Here is a 20,149-nt window from a genome sequence, read left to right as displayed (position 1 = left end):
CTTTAAATGATATGACCGAAGCCAGTAATTCGGACTTGGAACTCGTTTGTAGAGACGGGGGAATAGAACTTCATAAAAAAGCAGTTTACGAACCGTCGCAGGGTAAACAATGGGCTGCCTATGTGTGTACAAAAGGTGGCGACGTTGGTCTGATTGGCCCCAAAATCACATTAAAAATAGCTGAAAGAAACGTTGAGTAACTTAGATACAAGGTAATAAAAACCCGCCTCTCGGCGGGTTTTTCATCAACGCAGCTTAACGCTCAGGCTTAGTTGACCTTGGCGTTCAATTAGCCCTTCAGGTGAGACCCAGGAGATACCGGATTGAAGATATTGCAGCGGGTCGAGAGGTAGGCCTGCGAAGGCCCCGGCGAAACTTAATGACATAAGCAATATGACCAATACCCCCGTCTTTGTTCCATTTTCGATTCGTTTAGCCGGCCTTTTTTAACTGCGCCGAGTCTATTCTGGACCTTATTCCTTTTATGATCCTTCAGTATCGCAACACGGTATCAACACCTGTCAGCTTTTACAGGTGACGAGCCAACATCTCCACTCCAATATCAATCACGCGAAACCCAAATAACGGGACAGTTTCAATAAGCAAATCCGTCCCCTTTCACGATTATTAGAGGGAGTAACGAGATGCCTGGCTCATACACTTGGAAAAGCGAATCGATTTGGCACCCTAAAAATTGCCAATGCAATAAAGATCCTAACTATGTTTTTTGCAGCTGCTACGGCAACGGCGGTTACTTCGCAGGACCTTTAAACCCGACGGAGTATATTAAAGAACTGGCGATCGCCACGGCGAACAGGGAAGCACAGGAAGCCGTCGAAAGAGAAGCACTTGAGAAATATAAATCATCGCAACAATACGTCGACGATAAAGCTCTTCTCAATAAGTTATTAGAGCCACAACCAACTCAAGTATCATATACATCAGAGCCATCAAATGAGCCCTCTTATATCGACGACCCCAAATACGCAGCCAGGGTCAAAGAAGAGGCAGCATGGAAGCGCAAAGGTTGAACTCTTACTTTTCAAACCGAGAGACTATAAAACACCCATTCTAAAACCCTCCATTACAAGCTTTGTAAAACATGGCTTGCAATGGTGAGCCTTACTCAATAAAAAATAGCGCAGAGTTGCCTTTCAAAGACGAATAAAGCCGCGGCAACACCTTGCCACCGGCATCAGACTTGAACGCAAACCCAACTAACCAATAAACTTTATTCTCGTCTACTCACTGGGAAAAAGTTCGGCATATATCAACGTGATTCAAAAAAACAAAGATGACGGATCTATTTAACTCCAAATGATATAAATGCACACCTGTCGGTCCGACGCCGGCCACACGCGGTGATCGTCACATTGAATTGATGGGCCAGGCTAGTTCGTCACAGGATCTGAAGTTAACAAGAAATGCGCTTCAGCCTAGTCAACTGACAGGCAGTATACAGTTTACCGATGAAATTGAAGTCATTGCGAGACTACGGATACTGCATCGGGCGAGAGGTCGACCGTTGCAGTGCGCTGGAGAAATGTAAAATGCAAAAAACCGGACATTATCTTGACAACAAATCCGCGCCTTATTCATTATAAAAATCCTGAGTATTTATTATATAGTCTATGACAAAACCGCCTTAAAACCTGTCAACTATGACAGGTGAATGTTCGACCAACACCCCCTAAAATCGTTTACGAAACATAAAAAACCGCCCCCTTTACTTATCCCCAAAAACAGACTCCCGAGGTCCATCATGAACAAGGAAGGCTCATTCACAGGCAGCTTATACATTTCCGGCTACTCACTACCTTGCAAACTAGGCTTCCAATATTTGGATTCAAACAGTACATACAGTGGGCGTGGATTTGCCGCCAATGAAACAGGAATAAAATTACTACTACCAAAAACTGATTACTTGTGCGCAAACACTGCCCCAGAAAGCTCAGCCGCACTGCTCCACTTCGAACAGACAGACAATTACGGCAAATACATCATCACTAGTAGAGACCCCGGATTTTATACGGGTTGCTATTTGGGAATAACCGATAATAGTTATATTTTTGCTTACCGCCCACGCTCCGAATCAAACGCCTTCAGCTTTAAGAGAAATGGCAAAGTAGTCACTTTAAATGATATGACCGAAGCCAGTAATTCGGACTTGGAACTCGTTTGTAGAGACGGGGGAATAGAACTTCATAAAAAAGCAGTTTACGAACCGTCGCAGGGTAAACAATGGGCTGCCTATGTGTGTACAAAAGGTGGCGACGTTGGTCTGATTGGTCCAAAAATCACATTAAAAATAGCTGAAAGAAACGTTGAGTAACTTAGACACAAGGTAATAAAAAACCCGCCTCTCGGCGGGTTTTTCATCAACGCAACTTAACGATCAGGCTTAGTTGACCTTGGCGTTCAACTCACCTTTCAGATAACGCTGATACATCGCTTCCAGCGAGATCGGCTTGATCTTCGAAGCATTACCGGCAGTACCGAACGCTTCATAACGAGCGATACATACGTCACGCATTGCAGTCACAGTGGCGCCGAAGAATTTACGTGGGTCGAATTCGCTCGGGTTGGTGGCCATCAGGCGACGCATTGCGCCGGTGGATGCCAGGCGCAGGTCGGTGTCGATGTTGACCTTGCGCACGCCGTACTTGATGCCTTCGACGATTTCTTCAACTGGTACGCCGTAGGTTTCTTTGATGTCGCCGCCGTACTGGTTGATGATCGCCAGCCACTCTTGTGGCACCGACGAGGAACCATGCATCACCAGGTGGGTGTTCGGGATGCGTTTGTGGATTTCCTTGATGCGGTCGATCGCCAGCACGTCACCGGTAGGCGGTTTGGTGAACTTGTAGGCGCCGTGGCTGGTGCCGATGGCGATGGCCAGGGCATCGACCTGAGTCTTCTTGACGAAGTCAGCGGCTTCTTCCGGGTCGGTCAGCATCTGGCTGTGATCCAGAACGCCTTCAGCGCCGATGCCGTCTTCTTCGCCGGCCATGCCGGTTTCCAGCGAACCCAGGCAGCCCAGCTCGCCTTCAACCGAAACGCCGCAGGCGTGAGCCATGGCCACGGTCTGTTGAGTCACACGAACGTTGTACTCGTAGTCAGTCGGGGTCTTGCCGTCTTCGCCCAGCGAGCCGTCCATCATCACCGAGCTGAAGCCCAGTTGAATAGAACGCTGGCAGACGTCAGGGCTGGTGCCGTGGTCCTGGTGCATGCACACCGGGATGTGCGGGAATTCTTCGATCGCGGCCAGGATCAGGTGACGCAGGAACGGCGCGCCAGCGTATTTACGGGCGCCGGCCGAAGCCTGGACGATCACCGGGGAGTCAGTCTTGTCAGCGGCTTCCATGATGGCGCGCATCTGCTCAAGGTTGTTGACGTTGAAGGCTGGAACGCCGTAGCCGAACTCGGCTGCGTGGTCCAGCATCTGGCGCATGCTGATAAGTGCCATTGTGTGTGTCTCTCCCGGTTGAGGGTCGTTAATCGTGCCAGCCTGCCGGAGCGGCGGCGGCTATTCAAGTGATTGCAGATCGGGGGTTGAAGCCCGGTCTGGTGATTCGATAAAGCAAATTCTTCAGAACAGCGCAGAACCCCTGTAGGAGTGAGCCTGCTCGCGATAGCAATCTTGCAGTCAATATTGCAGCGACTGTCAGGCCGCTATCGCGAGCAGGCTCACTCCTACAATGGGCTTGCGGTGTGTCAATTACTGCGCCTTGCAACCGCGGCCGATCAGGTCATTGGTGGCGACCCAGTACACCAGGCCTTCGTCACCCTTGACGTGAAACGCCAGCATGCCGTCGCTGTACAGCGCGCCCGAAGCGCCCGGCTCTTCTTTCAGGCGATAGACCTGATCACCGCCGCCGAGTCGAACATCGACTTCCTTCTGGCCGGCATCGGCGTAGCGCCACAACACTTTGGCCTGGCTGTCGCAGGTCCAGGTGGTCCAGTTATCCGCCGGAGCGGACGACTGAAACAGGTTCATCTGCGCGCAACCGCCCAACAATGCCAACGCCGCAATGGCGATCAAGCCTTTCATCCGTGTTCCTCGACTGACAACCAGCGCCGCCAGCCCTGAGTTAAAGAGTCAGACCGGTCAAGGACAACCATGTTCCTTGGCCGGGGTTTGCGTCTCGTATTTGTCCAGGCCGTCCGGCCCCGAGCGCTTGTTCAGCACCGGGTTGGTTTCAGCCTGCCAGTCGGCCTGGTAGCAGCCTTTCTGCGCCGCACCCGGCGCAGGCGTCGCCTCGGCCTTCGGGTTACTCCCGCAGGCCGCCAGCGTACCGGTCAGCAACAACAGCGCTAACGACTTGACCATGTGAACACTCCTTTGCCTGGCCAAACGGGCGGCCTCAGGCCTTGGCCCGGCTTTCCAGGACTTCAACGGCCGGCAGCACCTTGCCTTCGACGAATTCGAGGAACGCGCCACCACCGGTAGAAATGTAGGAGATCTGCTCAGCCACGCCATATTTATCGATGGCCGCCAGGGTGTCACCACCGCCAGCGATGGAGAACGCAGCGCTGTCAGCGATGGCCTGGGCCAGCACTTTGGTGCCGTTGCCGAACTGATCGAACTCGAACACGCCGACCGGGCCATTCCACAGAATGGTTTTCGACGATTTCAGCAGTTCGGCGAAGTGGGCAGCAGTTTGCGGGCCGATGTCCAGAATCATGTCATCGGCAGCGACGTCAGCAATCAGCTTGACGGTGGCTTCGGCGCTTTCCGCGAATTCTTTGGCAACGACCACGTCGACTGGCAGCGGCACGCTGACCTTGGCGGCGATGGCGCGTGCAGTGTCCAGCAGGTCCGGCTCGTACAGCGACTTGCCGACCGGGTGACCAGCGGCAGCCAGGAAAGTGTTGGCAATGCCGCCACCGACAATCAGTTGATCGCAGATCTGGCTCAGGCTGTTCAGCACGTCGAGTTTGGTCGAGACCTTGGAACCGGCAACGATGGCTGCCATTGGTTGCGCCGGAGCGCTCAGGGCTTTGCCCAGTGCGTCCAGTTCAGCGGCCAGCAGCGGACCAGCAGCGGCGACTTTGGCGAACTTGGCGACACCATGCGTCGAACCTTCGGCGCGGTGAGCGGTGCCGAAAGCGTCCATCACGAACACGTCGCACAGGGCAGCGTATTGCTGAGCCAGTTCGTCAGCGTTCTTTTTCTCGCCCTTGTTGAAGCGCACGTTTTCGAACAGCACGATGTCGCCGGCCTTGACGTCAACGCCGCCCAGGTAGTCGGCCACCAGCGGGACTTCGCGGCCCAGGGCCTTGCTCAGGTAGTCGGCGACTGGCTTGAGGCTGTTCTCGGCGGAGAACTCGCCTTCGGTCGGACGGCCCAGGTGCGAGCAGACCATCACGGCTGCACCTTTTTCCAGGGCCAGCTTGATGGTCGGCAGCGAAGCCAGGATACGCGCATCGCTGGTGACAACACCGTCCTTGACTGGGACGTTGAGGTCTTCGCGGATCAATACGCGCTTACCTTGCAGATCGAGGTCGGACATCTTCAACACGGTCATGGGTCGCACTTCCTGAGTAACTGTTCTTAGAGAGCAGGTTTTTTTGAAATCGCTGTTTGCAGATAGTGTTCTGCAACGTCCAGCATTCGGTTGGCAAACCCCCATTCGTTGTCGAACCAGGCCAGGATGTTCACCAGCCTGGGGCCGGAAACACGGGTCTGACTGGCATCGACGATGGCCGAATGTGGGTCATGGTTGAAATCACAACTGGCGTGCGGCAGCTCGGTGTAGGCCAGCAGGCCTTTGAGCGGGCCGTTAGTGGCGGCCTCGCGCAGGATCCGGTTGACCTCGCCCGCGTCGGTCGCGGTAGCAGTCTGCATCGTGATGTCGAGGCAGGACACGTTGACCGTCGGCACGCGTACGGCTTTGGCCTGAATTCGCCCGGCAAGTTCCGGCAACAGGCGCTCGATGCCACGCGCCAGACCAGTGGACACCGGGATCACCGACTGGAACGCCGAACGGGTGCGGCGCAGGTCTTCGTGGTGATAGGCGTCGATCACCGGCTGATCGTTCATTGCCGAATGAATCGTGGTGATCGACACGTAATCCAGGCCGATCGCCTTGTCCAGCAAGCGCAGCAGTGGCACGCCGCAGTTGGTGGTGCAGGAGGCGTTGGACACCAGCAGTTCGGCGCCGGTCAGGCAGTCCTGATTGACGCCGTAGACGATGGTGGCGTCGACATCCGCCTCGCTGGCCATCGGCTGCGAGAACAACACGCGTGGTGCGCCGGCATCGAGGAAACGCTGGCCGTCTTCACGGGTGTGATAAGCACCGGAGCACTCAAGCACCAGATCGACGCCCAGCGACGCCCAATCGATGCCTTCGGGGGTGGCACTGCGCAGGACTTTCACGCAGTCGCCATTAATATGCAGACAATCGCCGTCTACTCGCACCTCGCCCGGGAAACGGCCATGGGTGGAGTCAAAGCGTGTCAGGTATTCGATGCTGGCCATGTCGGCCAGATCGTTGATCGCGACAATTTCAAACCCGGCTTTTTCGCCTCGCTCAAACAACGCACGCAAGACGCAACGACCAATCCGGCCGTAGCCGTTGAGTGCAACTTTGTAGGGACGCGGTTGAGGCATGGGGTTCTCGATTACCGTTTGAATCCGTTATTGCTGTGTGTCCAGACCGTCGCTTTCGCGAGCAAGCCCGCTCCCACCCTGGATCTGTGTCATGGACACTGTCTGTGTCACACAACAAGTCCCCCTGTGGGAGCGGGCTTGCTCGCGAAGGCGTCAGTCCGGACGACGCGACTTCTGAATCAGTCTTCCAGCAGCTCTTCAGCCTGACCCAGGATATTTTCCAGGGTGAAGCCGAACTCTTCGAACAGTGCCGAAGCCGGCGCCGACTCACCGTAGGTGGTCATGCCGATCACGCGACCTTCCAGGCCCACATACTTGAACCAGAAGTCGGCATGGGCCGCTTCGATCGCGATACGTGCGCTGACCTGCAACGGCAGCACCGCTTGCTTGTAGCCTGCGTCCTGAGCATCGAACACGCTGGTGCAAGGCATGGAAACCACACGCACCTTGCGGCCCTGCTCGGTCAGTTTGTCGTAGGCCTGAACAGCCAGACCCACTTCCGAACCGGTCGAAATCAGGATCAGCTCAGGCTCGCCTGCGCAGTCCTTCAGCACGTAACCACCGCGGCTGATGTCGGCGATCTGGCCGGCATCGCGGGTTTGGTGCTGCAGGTTCTGACGCGAGAAGATCAGCGCCGACGGGCCGTCTTTACGCTCCAGTGCGTTTTTCCAGGCCACGGCCGATTCAACGGCATCGGCTGGACGCCAGGTGTCGAGGTTCGGTGTGGTGCGCAGGCTGGTCAGTTGCTCGATCGGCTGGTGCGTCGGGCCGTCTTCGCCCAGACCGATGGAGTCGTGGGTGTAGACGTGAATGACCTGCTTCTTCATCAGCGCGGACATGCGCACTGCGTTGCGGGCGTATTCCATGAACATCAGGAAGGTCGCGCCGTAAGGCACCAGACCGCCGTGCAGAGTCACGCCGTTCATGATTGCGGTCATGCCGAATTCGCGCACGCCGTAGTACATGTAGTTACCGCTGGCATCTTCAGCGCTGACACCTTTGCAACCTTTCCACAGGGTCAGGTTGGAACCGGCCAGGTCAGCCGAACCGCCGAGCAGTTCCGGCAGCAGCGGGCCGAACGCGTTCAGGGTGTTCTGGCTGGCTTTACGGCTGGCGATGGTTTCGCCTTTGGCCGCGACTTCAGCGATGTAGGCGCTGGCTTTTTCGGAGAAGTCAGCCGGCAGCTCGCCGCTCAGGCGACGCACCAGTTCGTTGGCTTCAGTCGGGAATGCAGCGGAGTAAGCAGCGAAACGCTGATCCCACTCGGCCTCGACAGCGCGACCTTTTTCCTTGGCATCCCACTCGGCATAGATGTCGGCCGGGATTTCGAACGGGCCGTAGTTCCAGTTCAACGCCTTGCGGGTCAGTGCGATTTCCGCGTCGCCCAGTGGAGCGCCGTGGCAGTCTTCCTTGCCCTGCTTGTTCGGCGAGCCGAAACCGATGGTGGTCTTGCAGCAGATCAGGGTCGGCAGCGGGCTCTTGCGCGCGGTTTCAATGGCGGTCTTGATCTCTTCCGGATCATGGCCGTCGACGTTGCGGATCACTTGCCAGTTGTAGGCTTCGAAACGCTTCGGGGTGTCATCGGTGAACCAGCCTTCGACTTCGCCGTCGATGGAGATGCCGTTGTCATCATAGAAAGCGATCAGCTTGCCCAGGCCCAGAGTACCGGCCAGGGAAGCGACTTCGTGGGAAATGCCTTCCATCATGCAGCCATCACCCAGGAACACATAGGTGTGGTGGTCGACGATGTCGTGGCCAGGACGGTTGAATTGCGCGCCCAGAACCTTTTCTGCCAGGGCGAAGCCCACAGCGTTGGCCAGACCCTGACCCAACGGGCCAGTGGTGGTTTCAACGCCCGGGGTGTAACCGAATTCCGGGTGACCCGGGGTACGGCTGTGCAGTTGACGGAATTGCTTGAGGTCTTCGATCGACAGGTCGTAACCGGTCAGGTGCAGCAGCGAGTAGATCAACATCGAGCCGTGGCCGTTGGACAGCACGAAGCGGTCACGGTCGGCGAACGATGGATTGCTCGGGTTGTGCTTGAGGTAGTCGCGCCAAAGCACTTCGGCGATATCTGCCATACCCATAGGGGCACCGGGATGGCCGCTGTTGGCTTTTTGCACGGCATCCATGCTGAGGGCACGAATGGCGTTGGCACGCTCACGACGGCTAGGCATCGCTGATCTCCTGGGTGTGAATAATTGAAACGGAAAAAAGGAGGGCATTTTCCCTCACCGGAGCGCCTCGGGGCAATGACAGATAGTCATACGGAGACGTTTTTCCCGTGGTTAACAGTGGATTCTGTTGGTGAAACCTTTCCGCTGTTCGTTTGTAGAGTTAACCAGCCAGTGAGAAGTGCCATCTATCGAGCAATATCAAAACTTTTTGATATTGCCCTTGCGGCGATTTCCCACCGTCACTAGACTGCTGCCCCATGAACTTACGCGTGCCTTCCATTCGCCATGACGATTGCGACGAGCTGGCGGCCCTGTGCAAGGCCGGTGGCGACCCGCTGCGCCTGAATGTATTGCGCGCGCTGGCCAACGATTCGTTCGGCGTACTGGAGCTGGCGCAGATTTTCGGCATCGGTCAGTCCGGCATGAGCCACCACCTCAAGGTGCTGGCCCAGGCCGATCTGGTGGCGACGCGCCGCGAAGGCAACGCGATTTTCTATCGCCGCGCCCTGCCCCACACCGAGCTGCTGGGTGGCAAGTTGCACGCGGCACTGTTAGAAGAAGTCGACAATCTGGCGCTGCCGGACGACGTGCAGGTACGCATCGCCCAGGTACACGGGCAACGCGAGGCGGCCAGCCAGGACTTTTTCGCCCGGGTAGCGGAGAAATTTCGCGCCCAGCAAGACTTGATCGCAGGGCTGCCGCAATACCGTGACAGCGTGCTGGCCCTGCTCGACAAACTGAACTTCAATGGTGCTGCCACGGCCATTGAAGTCGGCCCCGGCGATGGTGCTTTTCTGCCGGAACTGGCCCGTCGCTTCGGCACCGTAACCGCGCTGGACAACAGCCCGGCGATGCTCGAACTGGCGCGTCAGGTATGTGAACGTGAACAGCTGGCTAACGTCAGCCTGCAATTGGCCGATGCATTGAATGGCACAAGCCTTCAGGCCGATTGCGTAGTACTGAACATGGTGTTGCACCATTTCGCCGCGCCGGCCGAAGCGCTCAAGCACATGGCCGGCCTGCTGCAACCGGGCGGTAGCCTGCTCGTGACAGAGTTATGTAGCCACAACCAGAGTTGGGCCAGGGAGGCCTGCGGTGATCTGTGGTTGGGGTTTGAACAGGACGATTTGGCCCGTTGGGCCACCGCTGCGGGACTCGTTCCCGGGGACAGCCTCTATGTAGGCTTACGTAATGGTTTCCAGATCCAGGTTCGCCACTTTCAGCGACCGGCTGGCGACACTCACCATCGGTAAATTCAGGAAAACATCGAGATGAGCGAATACTCCCTCTTCACCTCCGAGTCCGTGTCTGAAGGACATCCGGACAAAATCGCCGACCAGATTTCCGATGCGGTGCTGGACGCCATTATTGCCCAGGACAAACACGCACGCGTTGCCGTGGAAACCCTGGTCAAGACCGGCGTGGCCATCGTTGCCGGTGAAGTGACCACCAGCGCCTGGGTCGACCTGGAGCAGATCGTTCGTGACGTCATCTGCGACATCGGCTACACCAGCTCCGAAGTCGGCTTCGACGGCGCCACCTGCGGCGTGATGAACATCATCGGCAAGCAGTCCCCTGACATCAACCAGGGTGTTGACCGCGCCAAGCCTGAAGATCAGGGCGCCGGCGACCAGGGCCTGATGTTCGGCTACGCCAGCAATGAAACCGAAGTGCTGATGCCTGCGCCGATCACCTTCTCGCACCAACTGGTGCAGCGCCAGGCCGAAGCCCGTAAATCGGGCCTGTTGCCTTGGCTGCGTCCAGACGCCAAGTCGCAAGTGACTTGCCGTTACGAAGGCGGCAAGGTTGTCGGTATCGACGCCGTGGTTCTGTCGACCCAGCACAACCCTGAAGTGTCGTACAAAGACCTGCGCGAAGGCGTGATGGAACTGATCGTCAAGCACGTGCTGCCTGCCGAACTGCTGAGCAAGGACACCCAGTTCCACATCAACCCGACCGGCCAGTTCATCATTGGCGGCCCGGTAGGTGACTGCGGTCTGACCGGCCGCAAGATCATCGTCGACAGCTACGGCGGCATGGCCCGTCACGGCGGTGGCGCGTTCTCCGGCAAAGATCCATCGAAGGTTGACCGCTCGGCTGCCTACGCTGGCCGTTATGTTGCCAAGAACATCGTCGCGGCCGGCCTGGCCGAGCGTTGCGAGATCCAGGTGTCCTACGCCATCGGTGTCGCTCAGCCGACTTCGATCTCGCTGAACACCTTCGGCACCGGCAAGATCAGCGATGACAAGATCATCAAGCTGGTACGTGAAGTGTTCGACCTGCGTCCATACGCAATCACCACCATGCTCGATCTGCTGCACCCGATGTACCAGGAAACTGCAGCCTACGGCCACTTCGGTCGCGCACCGCAGACCAAGACTGTTGGCGAAGACACCTTCACCACCTTCACCTGGGAAAAAACCGACCGCGCCGACGCCCTGCGCTCCGCTGCTGGTCTGTAAGACTTCCCCGGCTGCACAAAAAGCCCCGCACGGTTCGCGCCGTGCGGGGCTTTTTCATGCCTGCAATGCCACCTTGAACACAAACAAGGAACCCTGTGGGAGCGGGCTTGCCCGCGAAGAGGCCAGCTCTGGCGACCTGAGTTTCAGCCCTGAAACACGATGCAAAACACCCACCCGGTGCTGCTCCAAATCCTGACTAGCCTTCAAGCATTCCCCCTGAGCAAGGACGCTCACCATGCTTGCCACGCTGCGCCTGTTTTCAGTTGTTCTGCTGAGTTTCACCCACCTGATCGCTTACGCCGCCTGCCCCGACTGGTCTGCCGCCAAAGCAACCAACGAAATCAGCGCCCTGCAAAAACAGCTCGACCAATGGGACGACGCCTATCACCGCGAAGGCCGCTCGCTGATCGCCGACGACCTCTACGACCAGGCCCGCCTGCGGATCAATGAATGGCGACAGTGTTTCCAGCAGCCCGCAGCGCCCGACCCCGTACGCAGCGCATCTGGCTCAATTGCGCATCCCGTTGCCCACACTGGCCTGGATAAACTGCACGAAGCGGCGGCCGTACAAGCGTGGCTGAAGGATCGCCAGGATGTCTGGGTCCAACCCAAGGTCGATGGCGTTGCAGTGACGCTGATCTACCGGCGCGGCCTGCTGCAGCAAGCGATCAGTCGCGGAGACGGTATCAGCGGCCAGGACTGGACAGCGTCGGCGCACAAGATCGCAGCCATTCCTCAACAACTGACACAGCCCCGCGATCTGCTGGTGCAGGGCGAACTCTACTGGCGCCTGACTCAACATGTGCAAGCCCGCGCCGGCAGCGTCAACGCGCGCGCCACCGTCGCCGGACTGATGAACCGTAAAACCCTGAGCGAGGAGCAGGCGGCCGGAATCAGTCTGTTCGTCTGGGATTGGCCACAAGGGCCGGCGAGCCTACCCGAAAGAACAGCGACGCTGGCGACATTGGGTTTCGCCACCACGGCGCCGTTCAGTCAGTCAATCGACCATCTTGGGGATGCGCAAAAATGGCGCGAGCACTGGTATCGATCGCCACTGCCATTCGCCAGCGACGGTATTGTCCTGCGTCAGAGCCAGCGGCCAGCGGCGGAGCGCTGGCAGGCAAGCGCACCCTACTGGGCCGTGGCCTGGAAATACCCGTTTGCACGAGCGCTGGCCGAAGTGCGCAAGGTTGATTTCAAAATCGGCCGCACCGGCCGCATCACCCCGGTGCTGGAACTGACGCCGGTCATGCTCGATGACCGGGAGATAAAACGTGTCAGCGCCAGTACGCTCAAGCGCTGGCAGGCACTCGACATCCGTCCCGGCGATCAGGTGGCAATCAGTCTGGCCGGGCTGACGATTCCCCGGCTCGACAGCGTGGTGCTGCGCACAACAGAGCGGGCCGCCATCGACATACCCGACGCCAGTGATTTTCACACTTTGAGTTGCTGGCAACCAATACCCGGCTGCGAAAGCCAGTTTCTCGCGCGCCTGACCTGGCTCAGCGGCAAACAAGGGCTGGCAATGCCCCATGTGGGCAAAGGCACCTGGGAGAAACTTCTGGAAACAGGCCGTCTGAATAACCTGCTGGATTGGTTGACCCTCGATGAGCCAGAGCTTGCTAACATTGCTGGCTTCGGCGAGCGCAGCAGCGCACGCCTGATACACAGCTTTCACAGCGCCCGACAAAGGCCTTTCGCGCAGTGGCTCAAAGCGTTGGGGCTGCCGCCGACAGGCGGGGTTCAACTGGCTGATTCATGGCAAGCGCTGGCACAACGAAATACCGAACAATGGCAGGCTGAAGCCGGAATCGGCCCCGGACGCGCAGCGCAATTGAGCGCATTCTTTCGCGACCCGCAGGTGCTGGCCATCAGCGAACAATTACATGCCGCCGGAATCGACGGTTTCTGAACATGCAATCCCCGCACGCCGGGAACCCAAGGGCCGCCGAGGCGCTCCAACTGCGCAGCGCCCGACTGACCCGATTGCCTTTGCACATGGAGCTTTTATGAAACTTCTTTCACCGCTCGCCCTGCTGACCCTCTGCGCCGTGATGGCCGCCCCCGTAATGGCCGACGAAGACGCCCCGGGGCTGACCGGTTGCGCCGCCAAGAAGCAGGGCATCATCAACCAGATCGAACAGGCCAAGTCTCGCGGCAATGCCGATCAGCAGGCCGGCTTGCAAACGGCACTGGATGAAGTGACGAAGAACTGCACGGATGCCGGCCTGAAGAAAGAACGCGAGAACAAGGTGCTGGATGCCAAGCACGAAGTCAGCAAGCGTCAGGCTGATCTCGACAAGGCGATGAAGAAAGGCGATCCGGAGAAGATCGACAAGCGCAAGAACAAGCTCGCCGAGTCGCGCAAGGAACTGCAGGACGCGCTGGACCAATTGGACAAGTAACCGGCATGCGGTGAATTTGATGCTCTCTTCGCGAGCAAGCCCGCTCCCTCAGGGATTGTATGAACCTCACAAATCCAATGTGGGAGCGGGCTCGCTCGCGAAGGCTTCATCTCAAACAACAGAGATCAATGATCCCGAAACTCTTTATGGCAAGCGCTGCAGGCATCTTCAACTTTCTGCACGGCAGGCCCCAGGTTGCTGGCCTTGTACGGCTGAACCTTGCTGACGCTCACCAATTCACCGGTGGTTGCCTCAAGGTTGCGGGCCAGTTCCTGAAAGCGTGCCTGACGCAGCCAGACATCATCCTTGGCACTGGTGTGATCTTCTTCGCGCACCTGCGGGAAATGCTTCCACGGCTCATGGGACAACGCATCGAGTTTCACCGCACCGTCGGCGAATTTCGGTCCGTCGAACGGAATGCGTCCACGCAACATGCCGCCCAGCTCTTCGCCGGTCTTGAGCATCTGCTTGAAGATCGCCTTGCGTTGACCCAGCGGCGAATTCGGGTCGACACCGCCACAGGCGGACAAGGTCAGACAGGCCAGCAATACAACAGAAATTCTTTTAAGAGTCATGGTGGCTTCAGGTCACGGAATTCGGCGGCCAGTATCCTCGCGTCGCCGACAAACACCAATAGCCCTATTAAAAATACGGGTTGCCTGAGCGCATGGAGCACTCGGGCAACCGGCACAGGAATCACTCCATGAACAGCCGCTTCAAGGCCTGGCGTCACCCTTTGATCGCAACCCTTCCGCTGCTGGCAATCCTCGCCGGCTGCACGGGCGGCGACACCGCCAAACCGAAAATCCACGCCTTGGCCACTTACTCCAGCGCCACCTGGGAAGCTTTGCCAGCCGTGTCCGACAGCGATCTGGTCGCCGGCTTCGGCTCATGGCGCAGCGCCTGCACCCGACTCAAGGCCGACCCGGTCTGGGGCGGCACCTGCGCCGCCGCGGCCAACGTGCCGCAGAGCGCCAGCGAAATCCGCAGCTTCCTCAAGCAGAACCTCGACGTGTTCGGCCTGCGCGCCGAGCATGACAACCCCAACGGTCTGATCACCGGTTACTACGAACCGGTCTACCCCGGCAGCCTGACGCCCACCGACGCCGCCAACGTGCCGGTGTATGGCGTGCCTGAAGACATGATCATCGTGTCGCTGGACAGCATTTATCCGGAGCTCAAGGGCAAGCGCCTGCGCGGTCGTCTCGAAGGTCGCGTGCTCAAGCCGTATGACGACGCCGCGACCATCGAGTCCAAAGGCGTCAAAGCCCCCGTGGTGGCGTACCTGACCGATCCGATGAACCTGCAATTCCTGCAGATTCAGGGCTCCGGGCGGATTCAGACGGCGGACGGCAAACAACTGCGCATCGCCTACGCCGACCAGAACGGCCACCCGTACCGACCGATCGGCCGCTGGCTGGTGGAACAGGGTGAGCTGAAGAAAGAAGACGTGACCATGAGCGCGATCAGCAACTGGGCCAAGGCCAACCCGTCGCGCATTCCGGAACTGCTCGGCAGCAACCCGAGCTATGTGTTTTTCACCCGCAACCCGGACAGCAACGAAGGCCCACGCGGCTCGCTGAACGTACCGCTGACGGCCGGTTATAGCGCAGCGGTGGACCGAAAAGTGATTCCGTTGGGCAGTCTGCTGTGGCTGTCGACCACCCGCCCTGACGGCACGGCACTGGTGCGTCCAGTGGCGGCGCAGGACACCGGCGGCGCGATTGCCGGCGAGGTTCGCGCGGACCTGTTCTGGGGCACTGGCGATGCGGCCGGGCAACTGGCCGGCGACATGAAACAGCAGGGTCAGATCTGGATGCTCTGGCCTAAAGGCGCGGCGTTGCCGCAAGTGCCGCAAGTCGCCGACACGGTGAAGGACAAACCTTAAGTTCCTCAGCGCCTTCGCGAGCAAGCCCGCTCCCACAGTTAGCATGTGTACTACTGTGGGAGCGGGCTTGCTCGCGAATAGGCAGGCAGCAACACCCCAGAATCAGACAGACACAAAGAAGAACGAAGCAATCAGCCCCATCCCGATAAACCACACCAGCGACCGCAGAATCGCCCAGTCCGCCAGGTAGCAGATGATGTACAACAGGCGACTGGTGATAAACATCACCGCCAGCACATTCACCGTCACCAGCTGCGCGGTGCCCACCAGATGCGCGACGATCACCGCGATGGCGAATGCCGGCATCACCTCGAAACTGTTCAATTGCGCCGCATGCGCACGGCGGGCCACACCGTTCAGACTTTCCAGAAAGTCCCGAGGATCATGGTTGTCGCTCAGCCGGTAGCCACCCACTGCCTTGGCCACGCCGGTGCAGATATAGGGCAGGAAAATCGCGATCAACACGCACCACAGAGCTACCGTCATAAAGCCGTCCTTCTTTGATTGATGGAAAATGGCGGGCGGTCAGAACTTCATTACCAGCATGCCGATCAATACCAACCCACAGGCTAAGAGCCGCGGCCTGCCGAAAGGTTCTTTGAGGTAACGCATGCCAAACAGCACCACCAGGATCACGCTGATCTCGCGCAATGCTGCCGCCTCGGCAATCGACCCCAACTGCATCGCCCACAGCACCAGAGCGTAGCTGAACAACACGCAGAACCCGACCGCCAGCCCCAGCTTCCATTGCTCGCGCCAGAACACCAGGAACGCCGGGCGTTTGGCGACCCATGCCAGCAACGGAAACGGCCAGGCGCTGAGCAGCGTGACCCAGACCAGGTAATCCAGCGGATGCGACCAGCGCCGCAAGGCCTGACCGTCGATATAGGTGTAGCAACCGATGCACAGCCCGATCAGTGCCACCACCGGTAGCATCGACCAGGGGAGATGCTTCCCGCCGCCGCCCTGCCAGAGCAGGCAGGCCATGCCCAACGGAATCAGCATGATCCCGAAGATCTGCTGCGCAGTGAGCACTTCGCCGGCGAAGATCAGGGTCAGCGCCAGCACCACCAGCGGCGACAATCCGCGCATCAGCGGATAGACCAGCCCGAGGTCGCCGACCCGATAAGCCTGAATCAACAGATAGCGATACAGCAGCTCGAACGCCGCCGAGGCCAGAATCCACGGCCAGATGTCCAGTGGCGGCAGGCTGATGAAGGGCGACGCCAGCGCCACGAACAACAGCGCCACCGTGTCCATGCAAGCCACCACCAACAACCGTTCGGCGCTGAACTTGATCAAGGTATTCCACGCCGCATGCAACAGCGCCGCTATCAACACCAGAACTGTCGCCGCCACGTTTCACTCCTTGATTTTTTGTTGTTGACCCTACACCAATGTGTGCGGCTGACCAACCGAGGGGACGTGATTGTGTCCCCACCCCGAGTCAGCCCATCCAACCTGTGCGCCGAAGAACAGGGGCGCTGTCTTTCCACCCCCATCCAAAGGACCCCGGATGCTTGAACTCGTAGCCGCTTTCATCTGCCTCACCACCCTCCTCACTTTCGTCAATTACCGCTTCATCGGCCTGCCACCGACCATCGGTGTGATGGTCACCGCGCTGATGTTCTCTCTGTTGCTGCAAGGCCTGAGCGTGCTCGGCTACCCCGGCCTCGAAGAACGCGTGCAGCAACTGATCGGCCAGATCGACTTCGGCGATCTGTTGATGAACTGGATGCTGTCATTCCTGCTGTTCGCCGGCGCCCTGCACGTCAACTTGAATGACCTGCGCAGCTACCGCTGGCCCATCGGCCTGTTGGCGACCTTCGGCGTGCTGATCGCCACCGCCGTGATCGGCAGCCTCGCCTATTACATTTTTGCCCTGTTCGGCTGGCACGTGAGCTTCCTGTACTGCCTGCTGTTCGGCGCGCTGATTTCGCCGACCGACCCGATCGCGGTGCTCGGCGTATTGCGTACGGCCAATGCTTCCAAGCCGCTGAAAACCACCATTGTCGGTGAATCACTGTTCAACGATGGCACGGCGGTGGTGGTGTTCACCGTGCTGCTGGGCATCGCCCAACTGGGCGAAACGCCGACCATCAGCGCCACGGCCATGCTGTTCGTTCACGAGGCGATTGGCGGCGTGCTGTTCGGCGGGCTGATCGGCTATCTGGTGTACCGGATGATCAAGAGCGTCCAGCAGCATCAGATCACGGTGATGCTGACCCTGGCGCTGGTGATCGGTGGTTCGGCGATGGCCAGCGAGGTGCACGTCTCGGCACCGATTGCGATGGTGGTGGCCGGTCTGATCATCGGTAACCTGGGGCGCAACCTGGCGATGAACGACATGACCCGCAAGTACCTCGACGGCTTCTGGGAGTTGCTTGACGACATGCTCAACGCCCTGCTGTTCGCGCTGATCGGTCTGGAGCTGTTACTGCTGCCGTTCAACTGGCTGCACGTGGCGGCGGCAAGCCTGCTGGCGGTGGCGATTCTGCTCTCGCGTCTGCTCACCGTGGCCCCGGCCATCGTCCTGCTGCGTCGCTGGCGCACGGTGCCGCGCGGCACCATCCGCATCCTGACCTGGGGCGGCTTGCGCGGCGGTGTCTCGGTGGCACTGGCGCTGGCCCTGCCATTGGGCCCGGAGCGCGATCTGCTGCTGAGCATCACCTACATCGTGGTGCTGTCGTCAATCCTGTTGCAGGGGCTGACCATCGGCAAATTGGTCAAGCACGCCACCCGTGACGAGCCAGCCACAGCGGCTGAGCCCGCGCACCACTGATCATTTTCCGATCTGCTGCGGATCAGGCTGTTCAACCTGGCCCGCAGACCCTTTCGGCTTTTCCGGGTCTTTCGGCGCACCGCTCTCGCTGCGTATCTGCGCATGGCTGATCAGGGCGAAGATGAAACTGCCGCCGATGATGTTCCCCGCCAACGTCGGCCCGGCGAACACCATCCAGAAATCACTCCACGGCAGCTCGCCGGCAAACACCAGATACGACACTTCCGCCGAACCGACCACGATGTGGGTGAAGTCGCCCAGCGCCATCAGGTAGGTGATGAGGATGATGATCCACATCTTCGCGCTCTCCATGGACGGGATCATCCAGACCATGGTGGCGATCATCCAGCCGGAGACGATGCCCTTGGCGAACATCTGGCTGGCGTGGTTTTCCATGACCTTGCGGCCGATTTCGAGGAAGGCGGCGTCGGTCTTGCTGTCGAAAATCGGCAACTCGAGCATCACGTACGCCACCAGAATCGTGCCGCACAAATTACCGAACAGGACGACGCCCCATAGCCGGATCAGTCGGCCGAAGTTGCGTATCGTCGGTTTGGTCATGACCGGCAGGACCGCGGTCAGGGTGTTTTCGGTGAACAGCTGCTGGCGGGCAAGGATCACCGCGAGGAAACCCGCGCAATAGCCGAAACTGGCGATCACCTTGAATTCGTCGCCCTCGGGCAGGCGCGAGTTGAGCAAACCCATGCCCATCAGCGACAGGCCCATCGTCAGCCCGGCGGCCAGCGCCGACCACCACAACGCGGCAATGCTGCGCTCCAGCTCCTGATCGCCCTGGGTGCGGATGATTTCATGCAGAACCGCCGCGCGTGGCGGCTGGTTTTTCTCGACTTCGTGTTGCTCCTTGGCCGAGAGGTCGGGGGTCTTGCCGTCGGTGGGGGTGGTCATGGCGTGGCAACCAGTGGGGGGCTTTCAGCTACGACCCCCGCCGTTCACAGCTGTTCACTGAGCAGATGAATCTTCGGTGAATACAAAACCGCATTCGCGAGCAAGCCCGCTCCCACAGTTGACCGAGTTGCGGGGCAGCACGCGGTCTGATGTGGGAGCGGGCTTGCTCGCGAAGGGCGCACCGCCGATGTCACTTGGTGACTAATTCATCTTCCTGAAACTGATCTTTCACATATTTGATTTCAGTGCGCCCGTGCGGCGCCGGCAGGCCGTCTTCGCCGAGGTTGACGAAGACCATCTTCTCGACCGTGAGGATGCTCTTGCGGGTGATCTTGTTGCGCACCTCGCAAGTCAGGGTGATCGAGGTGCGGCCGAACTCGGTGGCGGTGATGCCCAGTTCGATAATGTCGCCCTGACGCGAGGCGCTGACGAAGTTGATCTCGGAAATGTACTTGGTCACCACGCGCTGATTGCCCAACTGGACGATGGCGTAGATCGCCGCTTCCTCGTCGATCCAGCGCAGCAGGCTGCCGCCGAACAGGGTGCCGTTGGGGTTCAGGTCTTCGGGTTTTACCCATTTGCGGGTGTGGAAATTCATCTTCACTCCTGAGTGTCTTGCCCAATGATGGGGCCATCTTGGCAGACTGAGCGGTCAGGCTCCATGAGCCTTCTACTATGGTCGCTATTAGCGATCTTCATTTGGCCGACAGAAACCCTTTGGAAGATCAGTCTAGACGGCTATAATCGCCCCCGTTTCAAAACGGTAACGTTCACTTGCTACCGTTTTCCCGCCACCTGTCCGAGGGGCGCTGCAGCAGGTTCAACCTGTCAGGCTCGGATGGGGCGTTGACTGGCTCAGGCCAGACACTAAACGCACAACGGCGCCCATTCGCATACATTACGAATGGAGGCTCTT

General features: G+C 58.8%; 20 protein-coding genes and 1 riboswitch. Of the genes, 9 read left to right on the top strand and 11 right to left on the bottom strand.

The features are described from left to right. The 3 genes from U862_RS30980 to U862_RS30745 all read left to right on the top strand — a co-directional run. The coding region (locus U862_RS30980; protein WP_218187643.1) for a hypothetical protein at window positions 1–200 on the top strand (200 nt) is incomplete at its 5' end. 444 nt (window positions 201–644) lie between these two features. Next, the gene (locus U862_RS30750) at window positions 645–1,031 is read left to right on the top strand and encodes a hypothetical protein (RefSeq protein WP_157836053.1); all 387 of its coding nucleotides are present in this window, start codon (window positions 645–647) and stop codon (window positions 1,029–1,031) included. 731 nt (window positions 1,032–1,762) lie between these two features. Then, window positions 1,763–2,332: a hypothetical protein gene (locus U862_RS30745; RefSeq protein WP_157836052.1), complete on the top strand. Its 570-nt coding sequence runs from the start codon at window positions 1,763–1,765 to the stop codon at window positions 2,330–2,332. Window positions 2,333–2,401: 69 nt separating this feature from the next. Here U862_RS30745 and fba read toward each other — a convergent pair whose 3' ends face one another. The 6 genes from fba to tkt all read right to left on the bottom strand — a co-directional run bounded on the left by fba (window position 2,402) and on the right by tkt (window position 8,790). Then, window positions 2,402–3,466 (bottom strand): class II fructose-bisphosphate aldolase, encoded by a 1,065-nt coding sequence (fba, locus tag U862_RS0103885; RefSeq protein ID WP_003177554.1) that lies wholly within the window; start codon window positions 3,464–3,466, stop codon window positions 2,402–2,404. Window positions 3,467–3,718: 252 nt separating this feature from the next. Then, a complete protein-coding gene (locus tag U862_RS0103880) occupies window positions 3,719–4,051 on the bottom strand; it encodes an MliC family protein (protein WP_025109192.1) in 333 nt (110 codons plus the stop codon). 57 nt (window positions 4,052–4,108) lie between these two features. Beyond that, complete coding sequence (locus tag U862_RS0103875) at window positions 4,109–4,330, bottom strand: hypothetical protein (RefSeq protein ID WP_025109191.1); 222 nt, start codon at window positions 4,328–4,330, stop codon at window positions 4,109–4,111. A 34-nt stretch (window positions 4,331–4,364) separates the two neighbouring features. Next, on the bottom strand, window positions 4,365–5,528 hold the full coding sequence (locus tag U862_RS0103870; protein WP_025109190.1) for a phosphoglycerate kinase: 1,164 nt from the start codon (window positions 5,526–5,528) through the stop codon (window positions 4,365–4,367). Between the two features lie 26 nt (window positions 5,529–5,554). After that, window positions 5,555–6,613, bottom strand: coding sequence for an erythrose-4-phosphate dehydrogenase (gene epd, locus U862_RS0103865; RefSeq protein ID WP_025109189.1), 1,059 nt, complete (start codon window positions 6,611–6,613; stop codon window positions 5,555–5,557). A gap of 179 nt (window positions 6,614–6,792) precedes the next feature. Further along, window positions 6,793–8,790: a transketolase gene (gene tkt / locus U862_RS0103860; RefSeq protein WP_025109188.1), complete on the bottom strand. Its 1,998-nt coding sequence runs from the start codon at window positions 8,788–8,790 to the stop codon at window positions 6,793–6,795. Window positions 8,791–9,047: 257 nt separating this feature from the next. Between tkt and U862_RS0103855 the strand changes: the two genes are divergently transcribed. The 4 genes from U862_RS0103855 (at window position 9,048) to U862_RS0103840 (ending at window position 13,657) form a co-directional block, all read left to right on the top strand. Beyond that, window positions 9,048–10,043 (top strand): metalloregulator ArsR/SmtB family transcription factor, encoded by a 996-nt coding sequence (locus U862_RS0103855; protein WP_025109187.1) that lies wholly within the window; start codon window positions 9,048–9,050, stop codon window positions 10,041–10,043. Window positions 10,044–10,061: 18 nt separating this feature from the next. Beyond that, the gene (gene metK, locus U862_RS0103850; RefSeq protein WP_025109186.1) at window positions 10,062–11,252 is read left to right on the top strand and encodes a methionine adenosyltransferase; all 1,191 of its coding nucleotides are present in this window, start codon (window positions 10,062–10,064) and stop codon (window positions 11,250–11,252) included. 235 nt (window positions 11,253–11,487) lie between these two features. After that, window positions 11,488–13,164, top strand: a complete 1,677-nt coding sequence (gene ligB, locus U862_RS0103845) for an NAD-dependent DNA ligase LigB (protein WP_025109185.1) — start codon at window positions 11,488–11,490, stop codon at window positions 13,162–13,164. A 97-nt stretch (window positions 13,165–13,261) separates the two neighbouring features. Beyond that, window positions 13,262–13,657, top strand: coding sequence for a DUF1090 domain-containing protein (locus tag U862_RS0103840; protein WP_025109184.1), 396 nt, complete (start codon window positions 13,262–13,264; stop codon window positions 13,655–13,657). A gap of 125 nt (window positions 13,658–13,782) precedes the next feature. Here U862_RS0103840 and U862_RS0103835 read toward each other — a convergent pair whose 3' ends face one another. Beyond that, entirely contained in the window at window positions 13,783–14,232 is a 450-nt protein-coding gene (locus U862_RS0103835; RefSeq protein WP_025109183.1) for a cytochrome c, read from the bottom strand. Between the two features lie 128 nt (window positions 14,233–14,360). Here U862_RS0103835 and U862_RS0103830 point away from each other — a divergent pair, with 128 nt between their 5' ends. Beyond that, window positions 14,361–15,545, top strand: a complete 1,185-nt coding sequence (locus U862_RS0103830; protein WP_025109182.1) for a murein transglycosylase A — start codon at window positions 14,361–14,363, stop codon at window positions 15,543–15,545. A gap of 102 nt (window positions 15,546–15,647) precedes the next feature. Here U862_RS0103830 and U862_RS0103825 read toward each other — a convergent pair whose 3' ends face one another. After that, window positions 15,648–16,031: an MAPEG family protein gene (locus U862_RS0103825; protein ID WP_025109181.1), complete on the bottom strand. Its 384-nt coding sequence runs from the start codon at window positions 16,029–16,031 to the stop codon at window positions 15,648–15,650. Window positions 16,032–16,070: 39 nt separating this feature from the next. Further along, entirely contained in the window at window positions 16,071–16,904 is an 834-nt protein-coding gene (locus tag U862_RS0103820; protein WP_025109180.1) for an EamA family transporter, read from the bottom strand. A 157-nt stretch (window positions 16,905–17,061) separates the two neighbouring features. Here U862_RS0103820 and U862_RS0103815 point away from each other — a divergent pair, with 157 nt between their 5' ends. Next, on the top strand, window positions 17,062–18,327 hold the full coding sequence (locus U862_RS0103815) for a sodium:proton antiporter (RefSeq protein WP_025109179.1): 1,266 nt from the start codon (window positions 17,062–17,064) through the stop codon (window positions 18,325–18,327). Here U862_RS0103815 and U862_RS0103810 read toward each other — a convergent pair whose 3' ends face one another. Both U862_RS0103810 and U862_RS0103805 read right to left on the bottom strand, forming a co-directional pair. After that, on the bottom strand, window positions 18,328–19,233 hold the full coding sequence (locus U862_RS0103810) for a formate/nitrite transporter family protein (protein ID WP_025109178.1): 906 nt from the start codon (window positions 19,231–19,233) through the stop codon (window positions 18,328–18,330). Window positions 19,234–19,423: 190 nt separating this feature from the next. After that, a complete protein-coding gene (locus U862_RS0103805) occupies window positions 19,424–19,831 on the bottom strand; it encodes an acyl-CoA thioesterase (RefSeq protein ID WP_016984776.1) in 408 nt (135 codons plus the stop codon). 197 nt (window positions 19,832–20,028) lie between these two features. Continuing rightward, window positions 20,029–20,127, top strand: a riboswitch (S-adenosyl-L-homocysteine riboswitch). The last annotated feature ends 22 nt before the right edge of the window (window positions 20,128–20,149 follow it).

Origin of the sequence: Pseudomonas sp. H1h (assembly GCF_000633255.1) — a bacterium.
Taxonomy (GTDB): domain Bacteria; phylum Pseudomonadota; class Gammaproteobacteria; order Pseudomonadales; family Pseudomonadaceae; genus Aquipseudomonas.
The sequence above is the reverse complement of the archived record's forward strand: the minus strand, read 5'-3'. Positions and strand labels throughout refer to the sequence as shown.

What these genes read in the sequence shown, in the direction of transcription:
- ligB (WP_025109185.1), top strand. Translation starts at nt 11,488, where the DNA reads ATGCTTGCCACGCTGCGCCTGTTTTCAGTTGTTCTGCTGAGTTTCACC.
- U862_RS0103880 (WP_025109192.1), bottom strand. Translation starts at nt 4,051, where the DNA reads ATGAAAGGCTTGATCGCCATTGCGGCGTTGGCATTGTTGGGCGGTTGC.
- U862_RS0103855 (WP_025109187.1), top strand. Translation starts at nt 9,048, where the DNA reads ATGAACTTACGCGTGCCTTCCATTCGCCATGACGATTGCGACGAGCTG.
- epd (WP_025109189.1), bottom strand. Translation starts at nt 6,613, where the DNA reads ATGCCTCAACCGCGTCCCTACAAAGTTGCACTCAACGGCTACGGCCGG.
- U862_RS0103825 (WP_025109181.1), bottom strand. Translation starts at nt 16,031, where the DNA reads ATGACGGTAGCTCTGTGGTGCGTGTTGATCGCGATTTTCCTGCCCTAT.
- U862_RS0103875 (WP_025109191.1), bottom strand. Translation starts at nt 4,330, where the DNA reads ATGGTCAAGTCGTTAGCGCTGTTGTTGCTGACCGGTACGCTGGCGGCC.
- U862_RS30745 (WP_157836052.1), top strand. Translation starts at nt 1,763, where the DNA reads ATGAACAAGGAAGGCTCATTCACAGGCAGCTTATACATTTCCGGCTAC.
- U862_RS0103815 (WP_025109179.1), top strand. Translation starts at nt 17,062, where the DNA reads ATGCTTGAACTCGTAGCCGCTTTCATCTGCCTCACCACCCTCCTCACT.
- U862_RS0103870 (WP_025109190.1), bottom strand. Translation starts at nt 5,528, where the DNA reads ATGACCGTGTTGAAGATGTCCGACCTCGATCTGCAAGGTAAGCGCGTA.
- U862_RS30750 (WP_157836053.1), top strand. Translation starts at nt 645, where the DNA reads ATGCCTGGCTCATACACTTGGAAAAGCGAATCGATTTGGCACCCTAAA.
- metK (WP_025109186.1), top strand. Translation starts at nt 10,062, where the DNA reads ATGAGCGAATACTCCCTCTTCACCTCCGAGTCCGTGTCTGAAGGACAT.
- tkt (WP_025109188.1), bottom strand. Translation starts at nt 8,790, where the DNA reads ATGCCTAGCCGTCGTGAGCGTGCCAACGCCATTCGTGCCCTCAGCATG.
- U862_RS0103810 (WP_025109178.1), bottom strand. Translation starts at nt 19,233, where the DNA reads ATGACCACCCCCACCGACGGCAAGACCCCCGACCTCTCGGCCAAGGAG.
- U862_RS0103840 (WP_025109184.1), top strand. Translation starts at nt 13,262, where the DNA reads ATGAAACTTCTTTCACCGCTCGCCCTGCTGACCCTCTGCGCCGTGATG.
- U862_RS0103835 (WP_025109183.1), bottom strand. Translation starts at nt 14,232, where the DNA reads ATGACTCTTAAAAGAATTTCTGTTGTATTGCTGGCCTGTCTGACCTTG.
- fba (WP_003177554.1), bottom strand. Translation starts at nt 3,466, where the DNA reads ATGGCACTTATCAGCATGCGCCAGATGCTGGACCACGCAGCCGAGTTC.
- U862_RS0103805 (WP_016984776.1), bottom strand. Translation starts at nt 19,831, where the DNA reads ATGAATTTCCACACCCGCAAATGGGTAAAACCCGAAGACCTGAACCCC.
- U862_RS0103830 (WP_025109182.1), top strand. Translation starts at nt 14,361, where the DNA reads ATGAACAGCCGCTTCAAGGCCTGGCGTCACCCTTTGATCGCAACCCTT.